This window comes from Herbaspirillum lusitanum (genome assembly GCF_046025995.1).
In the GTDB taxonomy this organism is placed as follows: Bacteria; Pseudomonadota; Gammaproteobacteria; order Burkholderiales; family Burkholderiaceae_D; genus Herbaspirillum; species Herbaspirillum lusitanum_A.
The window spans coordinates 34,341-52,203 of the sequence record NZ_JAQQFM010000003.1 but is presented as its reverse complement, the minus strand read 5'-3'; the positions used below and the strand labels follow the sequence as shown (position 1 = coordinate 52,203).

Below are 17,863 nucleotides of genomic sequence, written 5' to 3'. Positions count from 1 at the left end.
CGCAGCGCCCTTCAGCGGCGGCCACTCAAGGTTCCGTGTAGATTTTGACCGGCACCCACTTGCTGCTGCGCGCCTCGTAGATGGTGAATACCGGATGCCGTGGATTACCGTTGGCGTCGAAGGCCACCGTCCCGGTCAATCCCTTGTAGCTGATCTCATGCAGGATTTCACTGATCTTTTTCGGATCCAGCGTATTGGCCTGGCGGATGGCGGCAATCAGCACTTGTGCCGCATCATACGAGAAGGCGGTGAGGCCGTGCAAGTTGAGGTCGAAGCGCTGCGTGTAGTCTTCCTCAAACTTCTTCCAGCCCGGCAAGCGCGCCGGCGGCAGTCCGGCTTCCAGCGCCACCACGCCATTTGCCGCCGCGCGCGCGGCAATCAGAAAATGTGCGCCGGCGGCGCCGGTGGAACTGATCAGCAGGCGCATGCCGCTGCCCTCGCGATACAGCCACTGCGCCATTTGCACGCCCTGCGCCGAGTTGCCGCCGAAGAACACCGCCTCGGCCTGACTGGCCTTGAGCCGCGCCACCAGTTCGCCCATGTCGCTGCTAAGGCTGATGCTTTCCCGCGCGCTGAGCACTGCGCCGGCCGTCTGCACATCCTGCGCAAAACGATGGGCCAGCGCCACCCCGAACACCGAGCCGTTATCGACCACCGCGATGCGGCGCAGATGCATCCGGCCCACCGCATAGTCGGCCAGCAGCGCACTGGCCTGATCATCGTCGCCTATCATGCGGAAGAAACCGCGCTGCCCGAGCCGGCTCAGATAGGCGGCGCTGGCCGCCGGCGTGATCATGGAAATGCCGGCCTCGCCATACAACCTGGCGGCCTGCTGTGCAGTGCCGGAATTGGTGGTGCCGATCACGCCGACGACGCCGCTGTGGATCAGCGTGGCGGCGACCTTCTCGGCGGTGCCGATGTCGTTGCGGTCGTCCTGGCGCAGCAGGCGAAAGAACACACGCTGGCCGGCAATCCGGATGTTTTGGCGGTTGGCATCGCTGAGCGCCATTTCAGCGGCGTTGGCGACACTCTTGCCGAAGGTTTCCGACACCCCGCTGAGCGCGCCTGAATAGCCGATCAGCACGGTGCGCACCTCGCCGCCGCCGGCGACCGCCGTGGATGAGCTGGATGCCGTAGATGCTGCCGCCGCGCTGGACGGCCCGGCAGCAACACATGGCAGCGCCGGCGATAATGCCGCCAGTGCTGCGATGGCAAAGAAATTGCGGAACATGTTCACTCCGTCACAACATGGCGGCGCCTGCCGCCCTCTGGTTGACCCTGGGCGCACATCACATGCGCCGCGATCGGAATACCATACCGGAAAAACGATAAAAATAGCCAAATGGCAACATTTGGAGACGCTTAAACAATAAATCCGTGAAGTGCATATTTGCTGCCGGCACCAAGCGATGCCTTGCCCGCTCTCACACCCGGCATGAAAAAAGCGGAGCACACAGGCTCCGCTTTTTTCATGCCGCCGGAATCTCCGGCGGAACTTGCGCGTATTACTTGTCCGCAGGCGGACGGCCGCGCCAGTAGCCGGCCAGCAGCGAACCCGAGAGGTTGTGCCAGACCGAGAACAGCGCACCCGGCAAGGCTGCCAGCGGTGTGAAGTACATCTTGCCCAGCGCTGCCGCCAGACCGGAATTCTGCATGCCGACTTCGATCGCCAGCGTGCGGCAGATGGCTTCGTCGAAACCGAGCAGCCGACCGCCCCAGTAACCGCCCAGCAAACCCAGACCGTTGTGCAGGATGACGCCGACCAGCACCACCAGACCGACCGATGCGATGCTGGCCTGGCTACCGCCCACCACCGCCGCGATGATCAGCAGAATCGCGACCATCGACACCAGCGACAGATAAGGCTCGATGCGGCGAATGAAATTGCCGGCGAAGATGTTCAAAATCAGGCCGACCACGATGGGCACCACCACGATCTGCACGATGCTCATCAGCATGGCGTGGGCGTCGAAGTGAATCGAGGCATCGACATACAGTTCGGTCAGCAGCGGTGTGGCGAACACGCTCACCAGCGCCGACAGCGTGGAAATGGTGACCGACAGCGCGACGTCGCCGCGCGACAGATAAATCATGACGTTGGACGCAGTACCGCTGGCGACGCTACCGACCAGCACCATGCCGGCGGTCAGATCGGGCGGCATGCGCAGCAGCTTGGCGATGACCCAGGCAGCCAGCGGCATGACCAGATAATGCAGGATGATGCCGGCGGCAACCGGCGCCGGACGACGGAAAATGCGCTTGAAGTCTTCCACCGTGAGCGTCACGCCCATGGTCAGCATGATCAGCGTCAGCAGCATCGTGACGTACTTGCCGATCGGTGTGAAAGTGGTCGGTGAAAAATAGGCGGCTACCGAAAGCAGCAGCGCCCACATGGGGAAAAGGCGGGTGATTCTTGCGAGCATGATAGAGGCGCTAAGAGGCGAATGAGTTGATTAATAATGATTATGGTGACTCGGCGGGTCGCGCTCGTGGATGTCATGAGTGCGCTTCTTTTGGATGCGCAGGGGCGAGATTCTACCTGCCCCGGCGTTTTTCTGCCGACACCGCTGTTGCCGGCAGGCGCGCCGGTGCTGGCTTGCGGCGGACAAACCCGTCTTGCCCCGCTGCTGAAAGCGGCTGAATGCTGAGGGAAATCAGCGCGTCTCGCACTTGAACATGATGGTGGTCTTGGGCGGCAGCAAGCCGATCACGCCCTCCGAGGTATCGCCGCCGGTCATGCGCATGCGCTTGCCCTGGGTCTTGCAATAGGCATCGGCCTGCAGGATGCCGGACGCGGTGACGCCGTCGTTGGTGCGCCAGCGTGAACTGGCGTTGACCATGTAGGTGTCCTTGTCGAGCTGCATCACTTCGCTGCTGGAGCCGCAGGCGCTGAGCGCTAGCAACATCAGCAAGGAATAGATGTGGCATGGCTTCCGTTCTGATCGGATGCCGCTTTTCTGTTGTCTGCTTTGCATGCCCTGCTGCCCCCTGAATTTCCATTGCGCTCGTACCCGATGCTGCGGCTCAGGGCGATGTTAGCGAGCGTACGGCGCAGCGTCATGCATCCCAACATATCTTTACACCGGCCGTCGAAAGTGAGCTGTGTGCCCGCTGGCGCATGCAACGCACAGACGAAAAAAAACCGGCCGTACTGCGGCCGGTTTTTCCTGCTCCCGCAAGCTCAGCGCGTGACCGGCTTGTAGCGGATGCGCTTGGGCTTGGCGCCTTCTTCGCCGAGGCGCTTCTTCTTGTCGGCTTCGTATTCCTGATAATTACCGTCGAAGAAGGAAACTTGCGAATCGCCTTCGAAGGCGATGATGTGGGTCGCGATACGATCCAGGAACCAGCGATCGTGGCTGATGACGAGCACGGTGCCGGCGAACTCCAGCAAGGCGTCTTCCAGCGCGCGCAGGGTTTCCACGTCAAGGTCATTGGACGGTTCATCCAGCAGCAGGACGTTGCCGCCTTGCAGCAGGGTCTTGGCCAGATGCAGACGGCCGCGTTCGCCGCCGGACAGGTTGCCGACGATCTTTTGCTGATCGCCGCCCTTGAAGTTGAAGCGCCCCAGATAGGCGCGCGACGGCATTTCAAAACGACCCACCGTCAGAATATCGGCGCCGCCGGCAACGTCTTCAAACACGGTCTTCTTGTTTTCCAGATCCTCGCGCGACTGATCGACCAGCGAAACCTTGACGGTAGGGCCGAGCACCAGCTCGCCGCTGTCCGGCTGTTCACGGCCCGCCAGCATGCGGAACAAGGTCGATTTACCGGCGCCGTTGGGGCCGATGATACCGACGATGGCGCCGGCCGGAATCTTGAAATTGAGATTGTCGATCAGCAGACGGTCGCCGTAACCCTTGGAGACGCCCTTGAACTCGATGACCTCATTGCCCAGGCGCTCGGCCACCGGAATGAAGATTTCCGAGGTCTCGTTGCGCTTCTGGTATTCGTGTTCGGAGAGCTCGTTGAAGCGCGACAGACGCGCCTTGCTCTTGGCCTGACGGCCCTTGGGGTTCTGGCGCACCCATTCCAGTTCCTTGGCGATGGTCTTCTGACGCGCAGATTCGGTCGCTTCTTCCTGCTTCAGACGCGCTTCCTTCTGTTCCAGCCAGGACGAGTAATTGCCCTTCCACGGAATGCCGTGGCCGCGGTCCAGTTCCAGGATCCATTCGGCGGCGTTGTCGAGGAAGTAGCGATCGTGGGTGATGGCCACCACGGTGCCCGGGAAGCGCAGCAGAAACTGTTCCAGCCAGTCCACCGATTCGGCGTCCAGGTGATTGGTCGGTTCGTCGAGCAGCAGCATGTCGGGCTTGGACAGCAACAGTTTGCACAGCGCCACGCGGCGCTTTTCACCGCCCGACAGCACGCCGATCCTGGCGTCCCACGGCGGCAGGCGCAGCGCGTCGGCCGCCATTTCCAGTTGCTGGTTCAGGCTGTTGCCGTCGGAGGCGGAGATGATCGCTTCCAGGCGCGCCTGCTCGGTGGCGAGCGCATCGAAGTCGGCGTCTTCTTCGGCATAGGCGGCATACACGGCGTCGAGCTTGGCTTGCGCTTCGAACACTTCACCGAGCGCGCTTTCGACTTCCTGGCGCACGTTCTTTTCCGGATCGAGCTGCGGTTCCTGCGGCAGATAGCCGATGTTCAGGTTAGGCGCCGGCGTTGCTTCGCCTTCGATTTCCTTGTCGATGCCGGCCATGATTTTCAGCAGCGTCGATTTGCCCGAGCCGTTCAGGCCGAGCACGCCGATCTTGGCGCCGGGGAAGAAGGACAGCGAAATGTCCTTCAGGATCTGCCGCTTGGGCGGCACGATCTTGCCGACGCGGTTCATAGTAAATACGTATTGAGCCATGTTTTACGAAGCCAGTAAGAATAAAAAGAGGTAAGAGAGCAGGCGCGGGCAATCAGGCCCGGCGGTCTCCGTGTTGTCTGCGATGCGTTCGGGTGCGACCGGAAATTCAGACCGCTTCGGCGCGCGTGCGCCAGAAACGCCACAAACCTTCCAGCGAGTATACAGCGAGTGCGAGCCAGATCACGCTAAAACCGATGGCGCGGTTGCCGGCGAAGGCTTCGTCGTAGAGCAGCACACCGGTGAGCAGCTGCATGGTGGGCGAAATATATTGCAACAATCCCAACAAGGACAAAGGGATACGGCGCGCCGCCTGCGCGAACAGCAGCAGCGGCACCGCCGTCACCGGGCCGGACAGCGCCAGCAGCACCTGGACGCCGAACGAGGCCGAAGTGAAACTGTTGGCGCCGCGATAAGTATCGATGCCGAGAATGATCAGCACCACCGGCAGCATCATCAGGGTTTCCAGCGACAGTCCTTCCAGCGCGCCCAGCCGCGCGGTCTTGCGCAGCAGGCCATAAATGCCGAAGGTGCAGGCGATCACCAGCGCGATCCACGGCAGGCTGCCGCTGGCGAAGGTGAGCCAGGTCACCGACGCGAGCGCCAGCGCCACCGCCAGCCACTGCAGCGGGCGCATGCGTTCGTGCAGGATCAGATAGCCCAGCAGCACGCTGATCAGCGGACTCATGAAATAGCCGAGGCTGGCTTCGACGATGCGGCCGGTGTTGACCGCCCAGATGTACAGCAGCCAGTTGCCCGACAGCAGAAAGGCGCTGAGCAGAAATCCCAGCAGCACGCGCGGCTGCTTTGCCACCTGCCCCAGCCACGCCCATTGCTTGCGCCACAGCAGCACGATGGCGAGAAACACGAAAGACCAGAACAGCCGGTGCACCACGATATCGAAAGAGGAAATCTGTTGCAGCAGCTTGAAGTAAAGCGGGAACAGCCCCCACAGCAGGAAGCACGAAATGGCGTAAAACATGAGGCGTCAGAATTCTTGTAATCGGAGGAGCTGTCTCTGGGCTGCTGATCTTGCCGGCGCTGATTCGGCACTGCCGGCTATTGCCGACAGGCGTTGGACAGGAGCGTCATTATTGCAGGATTCGCATTCTTCGGCAGAGCCGCTCCGCGAATGACGCGGGCCATTCACAAAGGAACGATCACACGCTGCGCGGAAACCGATGCGCGTGCATATTCAGCGCAGCACATTTTCTCAGCCCAGCACCACCTCAAAACTGCCGCGTATGCGCATCAGCTCGCAGTCGACCTGCGCGGCGATACGTTCGATCACCAGAATATCGGCGGCGCCGATGGTGATCAGCGGGTGATGCCAGACATCGCGGCGCAAGGTCAGGCCCTGGCCGGGTTCGATGATGAAGGCCTGAATGGCATCCTCATCCGGCACGTCCCCGATGCCGGCGACAATCGCCAGACAACGGCTGCCGCCCATGGGCACGAAACTCTGGCTGCCGATGCGATGACGCTCGAACATGCTGAGCCGGTAGGGTGCGCGATGGGTGCCGGCATCGGTCTGAAAGATGGCGACGCAGGCGCGGCCACCGCCCTCTTCCACATCGAGACCGGCGACGTCATCGTAGCGACGGGTGGTGCCGGCGTTGATGTCGCGGCTGCCGGCGCCCGGCGCGATCAGATGGCCGAAGGAGGCGACCTTATCTGCCGTCAGCGCCTGCGCCGCAATGCGCTGCGCAACGGGGGCAGAAGCGGGGGCAGAAGCGGAAACCTGATCAGGCGCGCTCATGCATCAGCCTTGTGGCAAAGCGGATCAGCGCCTGGTCGCTGCCATGCGGGCCGATGATGGAAAAACCGAAGGGCGCGTCGTCCAGCCGCATCAGCGGCAAGGAGATTTGCGGGAAGCCCGACAGCCCGGACAGGCACAGCATGCGTATCGCCTGATTGCGATAGTTTTCCAGCGACTGTTCGGAGTCGGTCAGCAGCGGCGCGATGTCCGGCACGGTCGGCATCAGCACCACGCCGTCGTGGCCCAGCAACTGGCCGAAGCTGTCGCGAAAACGCGCGCGCACCGCGGAATGCTCTTCCATCTGCTGTGCAGTGATGGTGCTCGACCATTCGAAGCGCTCGGCCACGCCCGGCCCCAGCTGGAAATCGTGGCGGCGGATGCGCGCGCCATGCTCCTGCCAGGCCTGGTAGCCCTGAATGTGGCGAAACGCCCAGTACAAGGCATCGAAGGATGGCGTGGCGGTCTTGACCGGCAAGGGTGTGCCGATGACGTGATCGAGGCGTTCCAGCGTTTGTGAAAACACCGCCTGCACGCGCGGCTCCAGCAAAGCCAGCACGTCGGCGGCAACCATCACGCGCGGCGTATCGGGCAGGTTGCCGCTGTCTTCGCCCAGCAGTACATTGCCGACGCGGGTAAAGCTGTCCATGTCGCGCGCGAACCAGCCGCAGGTGTCGAAGGTCGCGGCCAGATCCATGGTGCCCTTGAGGCTGATGCGCGCATGCGTGGGACGCAGGCCGATCAGGCCGCAATGGCTGGCCGGCGCACGCACAGAACCGCCGGTGTCGGTGCCCAGCGCGATGTCGGCCAGACCGTTGGAGACCGCCGAGGCCGAACCGGAACTGGAACCGCCGGGAATACGGTCCGGCGCGCCGCCGTTGCGCGGCGTGCCGAAGTGCGCGTTCTTGCCGTTCATGGAAAACGCCAGTTCATCGGTGCAGACCTTGCCGGCAAAACCGGCGCCGGCGGCCAGCAGCTTTTCCACCGGATCGGCCGAGGTCTGCTTGATTCCGGACAGCGCCAGCATGTGCGGATTGCCGCAGCCGGTGGGATAGCCGGCGACGTCGTAGATGTCCTTGACCGCCAGCCTCAGTCCGGACAGAGGGCCGCTGGCGGCATGCGCCACCTCGGCAGCCGGATAGGGAATGAAACAACGGGCGACGCTGGCATCAATGGCCGTAGTGGACGTAGCGGACGTGGGAGACATGGACAATGCTTTCATGAAAGCGTGAATCGAAAAAGAGAAACTCGGCGATGAGATTGTGCGGCATGCGCACTTAAGCTGCAGCGATGACCGGCGCCGGAGAAAATCCCGACGCCGCCAGCTCATGCACGCGGATGCAGCGCACGGTATGCGCTGCGCCCAGGCTCTGCTCCGGCGGTTGCTGTGCGCGGCAAGCCTCCAGCGCATGCGCGCAGCGTTCGGCGAAGGCACAACCGGGCGGCAGATTGGCAAGGTCGGGCGGCGAGCCGGCGATGGTTTCCAGGCGCTGGCCCTTTTGCATGGCGCCGTGGCTGCGGCTCTTGAGCAAGGACAAGGTATAAGGATGGCGCGGCTGCGTCAGCAATTGCGCGGCCGGGCCCTGCTCAATGATCTTGCCGGCATACATGACGGCGATGCGGTCGGCCACCTCGGCGGCGGCGCCGATGTCGTGCGTGACGAAGATGATGGACAGGCCCAGCTCCTTTTGCAGATCGCGCAGCAACAGCAAAATCTGAATCTGCACGGTGGCGTCGAGCGCGGTGGTCGGCTCATCGGCCAGCAAGACCTTGGGCGAGCAGGACAGCGCCAGCGCAATCATCGCGCGCTGCCGCATGCCGCCCGACATCTCGTGCGGATAGGCATCGAGGCGGCGCTCCGGACTCGGAATGCGCACTTTTTCAAACAAGGCCAGCGCCCGCTTGCGGGCTTCCGCCTGCGACACTTTCTTGTGGCGGCGTATGGTTTCGCAGATCTGCTGCCCGACCGTGTAGACCGGATCGAGCGCCAGCAGCGGCTCCTGAAAGATCATGGCGACCTGATCGCCGCGCAGCGCCGCCAGCGCCTTGGGCGACAGCGCCAGCACATCCTGCCCGGCCACGTTCAGCCCTCCGCTGATGCGGCTGGAGCGCGGCGGATGCAGGCGCATGATCGAACGCAGCGTGACGCTCTTGCCCGAACCCGATTCGCCGATCAGCGCCACCACCTCGCCCTGCTTCACCTCGAGATTGACGCCATTGACGGCGCGGATCAGTTTCTTTGGCGCGCTGAAAGTGACTTCCAGGTTCTTCAGCACCACCATGTTTTGCGGCGTCGTATTGTGCTCAGCCATGTTGCACCTCTGCGGCGATTTTGCCCTGCTCGAATGACGCGTCGACCTGATAGCCGCTGTCGGCTTCGTAGCGCAGGCAAGACACGCCATGCGCATCGGCGCCGTCGCGAAAAGTCGGCGCGCGCTGGCTGCAGATGGTCTGCGCGTGCTGGCAGCGCGTGTGGAAACGGCAGCCCGAAGGCGGGTTGATCGGATTCGGCGGATCGCCCGACAAGGGCGCTTCCATGGTCCGTTGCAAGGGATCCATGCTGGGCATGGACTTGAGCAAGGCGCGCGTGTAGGGATGCTTGGGACGATCGAAGACCTGATCGGCGCTGCCGATCTCCACCACCTGCCCGAGGTACATCACCAGCACGCGGTCGGAAATGAAACGCACCACGTTCAGATCGTGACTGATGAAGAGATAGGTGAGGCCGAACTCCTGCTTCAGATCCAGCAGCAGATTGAGCACCTGCGCCTCCACCGATTTATCCAGCGCCGACACGGCCTCATCCAGAATCACCAAGCGCGGCTCCAGCGCCAGCGCGCGTGCAATATTGACGCGCTGGCGCTGGCCGCCCGACAGCTCATGCGGATAGCGGCCCGCGAAACGCTCCGGCTGCAGGCCGACGCGCGCCAGCAGATCGCGTGCGCGGGTGATAGCGGCGCGCCCGCCGAGACCGTGCACCGTGGGCGCGAAGGCAATCGAATCTTCTATCGTCATGCGCGGATTGAGCGAGGAGTAACTGTCCTGAAACACCATCTGCGTCTGGCGCCGGAACTGGCGCAGCGGCAGCGCGCGCGAGCCGACGGTCTGGCCGTCGAACACCAGCTCCCCGCTATCCTGTTCGATCAGTTGCATCAGCACCCGCGCAGTGGTGGATTTGCCGCAGCCGGATTCACCGACCACGCCCAGGGTCTCGCCCTTCAGGATATCGAAGCTGACGCCGTCGACTGCGCGCACCGCATTGCGGGCGCCGCCCATGAACGGCAGCCCTTGCTGCTTGAGCGGAAAATGCTTGAGCAGATTGCGCACCCCCAGCAAAGGCTGGCGCGGGCCACCGACATCGCGCGGATCGTCGCCGGCAGGCGAAGCTGGCGTACGGGCTGCAATTGCTTCCAGATCGGAACTAAGTAAGCCGCTCATTGCTTGACCTCCATCGCCGAACGCAGACCGTCGGACAACAGGTTGAAAGAAATCGAGGTGACGAAGATGAAGGCGCCCGGCAAGGCGGCTATCCATGGCTGGGTGTAGATCGCGGTGCGCAGGGTGTTGAGCATCAGGCCCCATTCCGGCTCCGGCGGTTTGACGCCAAGCCCGAGGAAAGACAAACCCGAGGCCAGAATCATGGACACCGAAATCAGACTGGTGGAATACACGAAGATCGGTCCCAGCACATTGCCCAGCACGTGGGCGCGCACGATGGTGAAGGCGCCGGCGCCGGAAGCGCGCGCCGCTTCCACGTAGTCGCTGCGGCGCACCTGGGTGGTGACGCTTTCGGCGATGCGCGCAATCTGCGGAATGAAGACGATGGTGAGCGAGGTCAGCGCGTTGACGATGCCGGCGCCCAGCGCCCCCGACAAGGCAATCGCCAGCAACACCGAGGGAAACGCATACAGCACGTCGATGGTGCGCATGATGCCGGTGTTGATCAGGCCGCCGGCGTAGCCGGCCAGAATGCCGATGCCGCTGCCGATCACGAAGGCCATCAGCACCGGCGTGATGCCCATGAACAGCGACAGCCGGCCGCCCAGCATCAGACGCGACAGCAGATCGCGGCCCAGCTCGTCGGTGCCGAACAGATGACCGGCGGTGCCGATCGGTTTCAGGCGCGCGAACATGGAGGTGGCGAAGGGGTCGGCCGGCATCAGCCAGGGTGCGGCCAGCGCCATCAGGATCAGGCCGAGCAGAATCGCGGCGGCGATCATGGCGCCGGGATTGCGCACCAGGCGCGCCGCGACGTTGGCCCAGTGGCCGCGCGAACGGCGGAAGATCACAGGTGCGGCCGGGATGGCGGCTGCAGTTCCGGGTGCAGATGGATCAGTGGCTAGCGTCGACATGGTTCAGGCTCGCTCAATACGTGGATCGAAGATGGTCTGCAGGATATCGACCAGCAGATTCAAGGCGACAAAAAACAGCGCCAGCACCAGAATGGTTCCCTGCAGCAGCGGCAGATCGCGCTGGAAGATCGCCTGATTCAGCAGAAAGCCGGTGCCGGGCCAGGAGAACACGGTCTCAATCAGAATCGAGCCGCCCAGCAGATAGCCGAGCTGCAGGCCCATCACCGCCAGCGCGGTCGGCGCGGCGTTCTTGACCACATGCATGAAGACACCGAATTCGCTGAGCCCGCGCGCCTTGAGGCCGACCACGAATTCCTGCGACAGGATCTCGGCCACCAGCGCGCGCACCGTGCGCGAGATGATGCCCATGGGGATGAAGGACATGGTCACGGCCGGCATGATCAGGTATTTGATATGCTCGATATCCCACACCCAGGCAGCCGAACCGTCAGGCCCGGCGCCGGTGGCCGGCAGCCACATCAGTTGCGATGAAAAGATGATGACCAGCACCATGCCCAGCCAGTAGTGCGGCACGCTGACGCCGATCACCGAAATGAAGGAGGCGATGCGGTCGACCCATGAATTGCGGAAATAGCCGGCCACGAAACCGAACAGGGTGCCGAAGAAAAATCCGATCAGCGTCGCCAGCGAAGCCAGCATCAGGGTATTGCCGACGGCGCGAAATACCTCTTGCGCCACCGGGCGGCCGGTCGCGATGGAACTGCCGAGGTCGCCGTGCAGCGCGCGCCAGACCCAGCTGAAGAATTGTTCGGGATAGCTGCGATTGAAGCCGTACAGCTCCATCAGTTGCTTCTGCAGATCGACGGAAGCATCAGGCGGCAGGATCGACACCAGCGGATCGCCCGGTGCGATGTGAACCAGCATGAAACAAAGAAAGGCAACGCCCAGCATGATGGGCAGTGCGTAGGAAATGCGGCGTAGCAGATAGGAAATCATGGGCTTCTTTGCCTGCGCAGCGCGGTCTGCATTGGCCTGCGCCAATCAAGAACCTTACTGCGGCATGGGGTCCAGAAAACAGGATAAAAACAAGGGGATGAAGACGCATGCGCCCTGAAGCCGGGGGTGCCTGCGCCGCCATTGCTGCTGTGAATCTGAAACCGGCGAACGGCACGTTCATGCATGCGCCGTTCACCTTGTTGCCTTTACTGTTTAATCCATCGACATCGTGGCGATATCGATGAACCAGCTTTGCGGCTGCACCACGCCCTTGACCTTGGCTGAAATCGCACGCGGTCCGGTATCGTGGGCGACCCAGACGAACGGCGCTTCATCCACGATCTTGGCGTGCAACTGCGCCAGCAAGGCATCGCGCTGCTTGGGTTCGAAGGTGGTGCGGGCCTTGGCGATCAGGGCGTCCACGTCCGGATTGCTGTAGAAGCCCCAGTTGTTGGAGGTCGGCGGCGCTGCCTTGGTATCGACGAAGCGCACCATCGCGAAGAAGGGGTCCATCGAAGCGAAGCTGACGTTGGTGGCGTTGGCGCCATGCGCGCTCGGATCCTTGGCGCCGATGCGCCAGTTGGTGTAGAGCGTGTTCCACTCGATCACGTCGAACTGCACGTCGAAGAAGCAATCCTTCAGGTTCTGCTGCATGAACTCGTTCATCGGCAGCGGCTGCATCTGGCCGGAGCCGGAAGCCGAAATCTGCACCTTCACGGTCAGCGGCTTGGCGGCCGAATAACCGGCTTCGGTCATCAGCTTCTTGGCGGCGGCCGGATCGTACTTGATCTGGAAAGTCGGGTTGCCGCGCCATGGATGACCGGGCTCCACGGTGCCGGTGGCTTCACCCATCAGGCCGCCCAGCAATTGCTTCATCGCCGGACGGTTGATGCACAGGTTGGCGGCGTAGCGCACGCGCTTGTCGAGCCAGGGCGAACCGGGCACGAAGGACAGCTGCCACGGCCATACGTGCGGCTGCGGATTCGAGTAAATTTTGAAGCCGCGGCCCTTGATGGTGTCCAGCGCGTCAGGCGCCGGCGCCTCGATCCAGTCGACCTGGCCGGACAACAGCGCGGCGGTGCGCGAGTTGGCTTCCGGCAGCGGCAGCATCACCACCTTGTCGATCTTGGGGCGGCGTGCCGGATCCCAGTAGCCGTCGTTCTTGACCAGTTCCAGGCGCTCGCGCGGCACGAACTTGCTCATCTTGAACGGACCGGTGCCGGAAGCATCCGCAGCGAAGGCGGCCCAGGCTTGCTTGGCGCGTTCGCCCTTGTCGGTCACCGAGGCCGGCACGGCGGCCAGCTTCTTTTCCCACTGCGCCGGCGAGGCCATGAACAGATTGGTGAGGTTGATCGAAAGGAAGGAATCCGGCTCGGAGGTGGTCAGCTCGACCGTCATGTCGTCGATCTTTTTGGCGCTGCGCAGGGTCGGCATGCGCGAGGCGGTGACGCCGACCTGGCTGGGGTCGAATTGCGGTGCATTCTTGTCCAGCACCTTGTTGACGTTCCACACCACGGCGTCGGCGTTGAAGGCCGAACCGTCATGGAATTTCACGCCAGGACGCAGCTTGAAGACCCATTTGGTCTTGTCCTTGGCGTCCACCGCCCACGACAGCGCCAGATCGGGAATCACTTCGCTGGCCTTGTCGGCCTTGCTCAGATCCCATTGCGTCAGGCTGTCGTACATCGGAATGCCGGTGAAGCGATTGCCTTCAAAGCCCTGATCGGGCTGGCCCAGCGTACGCGGGATATCGCCGGCCGTCATGGCGATGCGCAGCACCTTTTCCGCATGCGCACTGGCGAGCGCACCGAATGCCAGGGTCAGGGCCAGCGTCAGGCTTGCTGTTTTTGGAAATTTCATATCAATGCGTTCCTTGGTTATAGACAGTAAGTCAGTGATAACGACGTGAGGACAACGACAGATGAAGCAACTGCATAAACAGGAGGCCGCCGGCTAGGGCTGCATGAAAGCGACGCCGAAACGCGCTGCGGCATTCAGCAAATGGGTCTGCATGGCCAGCCGTGCGCCGTCGGCATCGCCGGCGGAAATGGCGGCGGCGATGGCGCGATGTTCGGCGGCAGGCGCCCACACGCGCTCATGTTCGTGGTCGCCGAAAGGCACGCGCAGGCTGTGACTGATGCGGCTTTCAAAATCGATAATGACTTGCTGGAAATGGGCGTTGCCGGACAGCTCGGCGATCAGTTGGTGGAACTCCAGATCGGCATGCGAGGCGCTGACCAGATCGAGCGTCTTGAGGGCATCTTCGAAGCGCGCCTGTATGCCCCACAGACGCGGCGTGACGTGGGCGCTGATGCGGCGCGCAGCCAGCGCAGCGGCGGCCGACTCCATCACGAAGCGCATCTGGAACGTGGCGGCCACGTCGGCGGCGGACGGCGCCTCCGGCATGTGGTCGGTGCTGTCGATGACCTCGGCATCGCGATCCTGCACCGCGTCGCTCATGCTGCCCCCGCGTCTTGGCGTGACCAGCGTGCCCTTGCCGGGCACCGAGCGGATAAAGCCCAGCGCTTCCAGCATCGACAAGGCTTCGCGCAGCGAGGCGCGGCTGATGCCCATGGATTCCGATAGCTCGCGCTGGCTGGGCAGCATCTCGCCGGGCTGGTAAGTGCCGGAAAGAATTTGCCGCTGCAAGGTCTGTGCTGCGATATTGGGCATGCTCATCGGAAGTCCCTGGTAATCCTGCGATGGTCTGACTGGTCAGACCGCGATGAGCGAGATAGCAATAGGCGTGCCAAACGGCAACAACATCAGGCTGGGCTTGCCTTTGCGCGTAAAAGACTGTGCTTCAGACAGGCCGGACGGGAACGACAGGCAGCGCTTAAGCCGGTGCAAAATGGCAAAGACGCACGAATTTCATGCGTGCTCCTGATGCACAAGCGTGCAAAATCGGGATCGACTGCGAGCACGGGAAAGAGTCCGGACGCAAAAAAGCCCGGCCAGTTTTCACTGCCGGGCTTTTTTCCTATTGGCGTGCGAGCCTGCTTGTCAGCCGCTCAACCGGCACCGGGATCAACGCACCAGCGCCGGCGCCGGCTGCGCATGCTTGGCGACGAAGTGATACATCACGAAGGCGGCGACGCCGCAGAAGGCCATCACGCTCACCAGCGGCAAGGCGGTGCCGTCGTGCCAGAAGCTCATCACGACGCCCGACAGCATGCCCAGACCGAACTGCAGCGTGCCCATCAGCGCCGCCGCCACGCCGGCCTGGCGACCTTGCTGCGCCAGCGCCACGGCCGCCGAGTTGGGACCGACGAAACCATAGGCCGAGAGGAAACCGAAGAAGCCGATCAGCAACACCGGCAGGCTGTTGACGCCACAGGCCACCAGCACCGCCACCACTACGCTGAGCACCGCCGGCATCCACAAGGCCTTGCCCAGAATGCGCTCAGCCGAACTCTTGAGCACCAGTCGCGCATTGATCTGCGAACCGCCGATCAGGCCGATGGCGTTGGAGGCGAACACAAATCCGAAATACTGCGGCTTGATGCCGTGCAGTTCGATGATCACGAACGGCCCGCCGGAGATATAGGCGAACATGCCGGCCTGCACCAGACCGCCGCACAGGACATAGGCCATGAACTGGCGATGGCGCAGCAGCCCCCAGTATTGACGCAGGGTACGGCCCAGATGCAGCGGCTCGGCCTTGGCGGTGTCGACGGTTTCAATCAGTTTCTTGTGGGTGCCGATCAGGCACAGCAGGCCGAACAGGGTCAGCACCACGAAAATGCCGCGCCAGCTGGCGAACACCAGCATCAGGCCGCCGATGAAGGGCGCCAGAATCGGGGCCAGGCCGAACACCAGCATCAGCATCGAGAAGGCGCGGGCCGAACCTTCGGCGCCCATGCGATCGCGCACCATGGCGCGCGGGATCACCATGCCGGCGCTGCCGCCCACGCCCTGGAAGAAGCGCAGCAGGATCAGCATTTCGATGTTGTGCGCGAAGATGCACAGCGCCGAACTGATCACATACACGGTGATGCCGAAATACAGCGGCGGCTTGCGCCCGAAGCGGTCGCTGATCGGACCGTAGAACATCTGGCCGGTGGCCAGACCCACCAGAAAGCTGGCCAGCGTCAGTTGCACCATATTGCTGCCGACCTGCAGGTCGGCGGCGATGAATGTAAAACTGGGCAAATACATGTCGATGGACAAAGCGCCCATCGCGGTCAGACCGGCAAGAATGGCCAGCCATAGGGGAAAACGGCCCTGCAAGGGCGAAGCATCTGTTTGCATGAAGAGAGTGATGTGAGGCGGTGAAAGGCGTGGGCCGGGCTGTGCAGCACTGGCCGGTCAGAGGCAGTCCGGGCGGGCCGGACAGGCATCAGGTGCGGCTCATTATAACGTTTGCGACGGAATCTTTCAGGCGCGCGCAGGACGCGCCGGGGGTGGGCCACGCAAAACAGCACAACCGTTCAAAAAACTGGCACACTGCTTTTTGCCGAGATTCGGAACCGGGGAGGCCGAACCCGGCGGCGCATCGTTGAATTGCCGGGATCTGCTCTGAACAGGCGCCGGCAAACAAAAGCAGCTGCTGAAGGCAGCAAGGGAAAGCATGAATCGACAGGGCCGATCAACAGACAGAATGACTTCGGCGCACTACTGGATTACGTTTCCGTATTCAGTTCCGCCCGCCATTTTTCGCTGGCTGAGTCTGCTTGCAATAATGACATGCCTGAGCGCCTGCGAGCAGACGCCGGACAGCAGCAAGCCGGCCGCCGCTGTCAAACCGACAATATTGACTGCATTGGTATGGGCGCCGGACTGGCCGGATCAGATGCATGAGATTGCCGCAGCATTCACGCGCCTGCATCCGGAGATTCAGGTCGACGTGCAATTCATGATCGGCAATTCGGTGGAAGAAAATCTGAAACCCAAGATCGCGTCCAACAATCTGCCCGATATCTTTTCGGTCAATCCCAACCGGTATACCGCCGAACTGGCGGATCAGGGCTTGCTGGCCGACCTCGGCGACACCGCGGCCTGGGACAATATGCATGACTTCCTCAAGGCCGACTGGACTTCACGGCAGCGGCAGCGCTTCGGTATTGCCGGCGGCGTCGCCACCACCCTCATCTATTACAACCGCGACCTGTTTGCGCGCGCCGGCATCAGCACCCCGCCCACCGATTTCGATGCCTTCCTGAACAGTTGCACGATGCTGAAGAAGGCCGGCATCACGCCGCTGGCGCTGAGCGGCGGCTTCCCCAACATGCTGGCCAACGGCCCCTTCAGCTCCGGCTTCAGCAACAATATCGCCGCCGCCGTGCCCGACTGGAAAGCCCGCATCGCCAACGGCAGTCTGGCTCTGGATACGCCGCAAGCTGCGGACATCTTCGCCAGGATGAAGCTGCTGGCGGAACGCGGCTGCCTGCAAAAGAATTACATGCAGACCGGCTATGACGAAGCGCTGCGTCTGTTCGTCGACGGCAAGGCGGCCATGACGTTTCAGGGCAGCTGGGCGGCCGGCACGCTGCTGCGCGACAAGAAATTTCAGAGCGGGATTTTCATGCCGCCCTGGAACGACGCCGGCCGCCAGCCTGTGCCGGTGATCGGCAGCGAGACCGGCTTTGCCGTCGGCGAAACGCGCAACAAGCAGGCGGCGCTGCTGTTTCTCGATTTTCTGTACGGCCCGGGTTTCGTGATCGAACAGAACAAACGCCAGAATATTCCGCCGCTCAAGCAACTGGCCGGGCCCGCCGTGGTGGACCAGCAGATCTTCGACTATGTGAGCCGGCTGGAGAACACCGAAGTCAGCGCCGGCCCCTATTATTCCTATCTGCCCTCCGGTACGATAGATTTGCTGCACCCGCTCTTGCAGGACGTCTTGTTCGGCAAGAAATCGCCACAGCAGGCTGCGCAGATATTGAATCAATCCCTCAGGGATCAGGCCCATACGAATAACAAATAGCGATGCGGCGGCCAGCGTTCCAGGCG

General features: G+C 62.6%; 15 protein-coding genes. 1 reads left to right on the top strand and 14 read right to left on the bottom strand.

Annotation, left to right across the window (positions count from 1 at the left end; translation table 11 throughout):
* Window positions 1-25: 25 nt before the first annotated feature.
* The 14 genes from PQR62_RS06110 to PQR62_RS06045 all read right to left on the bottom strand — a co-directional run bounded on the left by PQR62_RS06110 (window position 26) and on the right by PQR62_RS06045 (window position 16,162).
* Complete coding sequence (locus PQR62_RS06110; RefSeq protein WP_408155847.1) at window positions 26-1,231, bottom strand: branched-chain amino acid ABC transporter substrate-binding protein; 1,206 nt, start codon at window positions 1,229-1,231, stop codon at window positions 26-28.
* Window positions 1,232-1,505: 274 nt separating this feature from the next.
* Window positions 1,506-2,423 carry a ketopantoate/pantoate/pantothenate transporter PanS gene (gene panS, locus PQR62_RS06105; protein ID WP_408155845.1) on the bottom strand — a complete coding sequence of 306 codons (918 nt, stop codon included), beginning with the start codon at window positions 2,421-2,423 and terminating at the stop codon, window positions 1,506-1,508.
* 231 nt (window positions 2,424-2,654) lie between these two features.
* Window positions 2,655-2,906 (bottom strand): hypothetical protein, encoded by a 252-nt coding sequence (locus PQR62_RS06100; protein ID WP_408156840.1) that lies wholly within the window; start codon window positions 2,904-2,906, stop codon window positions 2,655-2,657.
* Window positions 2,907-3,181: 275 nt separating this feature from the next.
* Window positions 3,182-4,849, bottom strand: coding sequence for an energy-dependent translational throttle protein EttA (gene ettA, locus PQR62_RS06095; protein WP_408155843.1), 1,668 nt, complete (start codon window positions 4,847-4,849; stop codon window positions 3,182-3,184).
* Window positions 4,850-4,955: 106 nt separating this feature from the next.
* Window positions 4,956-5,828, bottom strand: a complete 873-nt coding sequence (rarD, locus tag PQR62_RS06090; protein ID WP_408155841.1) for an EamA family transporter RarD — start codon at window positions 5,826-5,828, stop codon at window positions 4,956-4,958.
* 231 nt (window positions 5,829-6,059) lie between these two features.
* On the bottom strand, window positions 6,060-6,605 hold the full coding sequence (locus PQR62_RS06085; RefSeq protein ID WP_408155839.1) for an ureidoglycolate lyase: 546 nt from the start codon (window positions 6,603-6,605) through the stop codon (window positions 6,060-6,062).
* The gene (locus PQR62_RS06080) at window positions 6,592-7,809 is read right to left on the bottom strand and encodes an amidase (RefSeq protein ID WP_408155837.1); all 1,218 of its coding nucleotides are present in this window, start codon (window positions 7,807-7,809) and stop codon (window positions 6,592-6,594) included. Before PQR62_RS06080 ends, PQR62_RS06085 begins: the two co-directional genes overlap by 14 nt.
* A 70-nt stretch (window positions 7,810-7,879) precedes the next feature.
* Window positions 7,880-8,914, bottom strand: coding sequence for an ABC transporter ATP-binding protein (locus tag PQR62_RS06075; RefSeq protein ID WP_408155835.1), 1,035 nt, complete (start codon window positions 8,912-8,914; stop codon window positions 7,880-7,882).
* Window positions 8,907-10,040, bottom strand: a complete 1,134-nt coding sequence (locus tag PQR62_RS06070) for an ABC transporter ATP-binding protein (protein ID WP_408155833.1) — start codon at window positions 10,038-10,040, stop codon at window positions 8,907-8,909. The genes PQR62_RS06075 and PQR62_RS06070 overlap by 8 nt, the downstream gene beginning before the upstream one ends.
* Entirely contained in the window at window positions 10,037-10,954 is a 918-nt protein-coding gene (locus PQR62_RS06065) for an ABC transporter permease (RefSeq protein ID WP_408155831.1), read from the bottom strand. The genes PQR62_RS06070 and PQR62_RS06065 overlap by 4 nt, the downstream gene beginning before the upstream one ends.
* Before the next feature lie 3 nt (window positions 10,955-10,957).
* Window positions 10,958-11,911: an ABC transporter permease gene (locus tag PQR62_RS06060; protein WP_408155829.1), complete on the bottom strand. Its 954-nt coding sequence runs from the start codon at window positions 11,909-11,911 to the stop codon at window positions 10,958-10,960.
* A 213-nt stretch (window positions 11,912-12,124) separates the two neighbouring features.
* Window positions 12,125-13,771, bottom strand: coding sequence for an ABC transporter substrate-binding protein (locus PQR62_RS06055; RefSeq protein ID WP_408155827.1), 1,647 nt, complete (start codon window positions 13,769-13,771; stop codon window positions 12,125-12,127).
* 93 nt (window positions 13,772-13,864) lie between these two features.
* Window positions 13,865-14,590, bottom strand: coding sequence for a FadR/GntR family transcriptional regulator (locus PQR62_RS06050; protein WP_408155825.1), 726 nt, complete (start codon window positions 14,588-14,590; stop codon window positions 13,865-13,867).
* Window positions 14,591-14,938: 348 nt separating this feature from the next.
* On the bottom strand, window positions 14,939-16,162 hold the full coding sequence (locus PQR62_RS06045) for a Bcr/CflA family multidrug efflux MFS transporter (RefSeq protein ID WP_408155823.1): 1,224 nt from the start codon (window positions 16,160-16,162) through the stop codon (window positions 14,939-14,941).
* 430 nt (window positions 16,163-16,592) lie between these two features.
* Here PQR62_RS06045 and PQR62_RS06040 point away from each other — a divergent pair, with 430 nt between their 5' ends.
* A complete protein-coding gene (locus PQR62_RS06040; protein ID WP_408155821.1) occupies window positions 16,593-17,837 on the top strand; it encodes an ABC transporter substrate-binding protein in 1,245 nt (414 codons plus the stop codon).
* The last annotated feature ends 26 nt before the right edge of the window (window positions 17,838-17,863 follow it).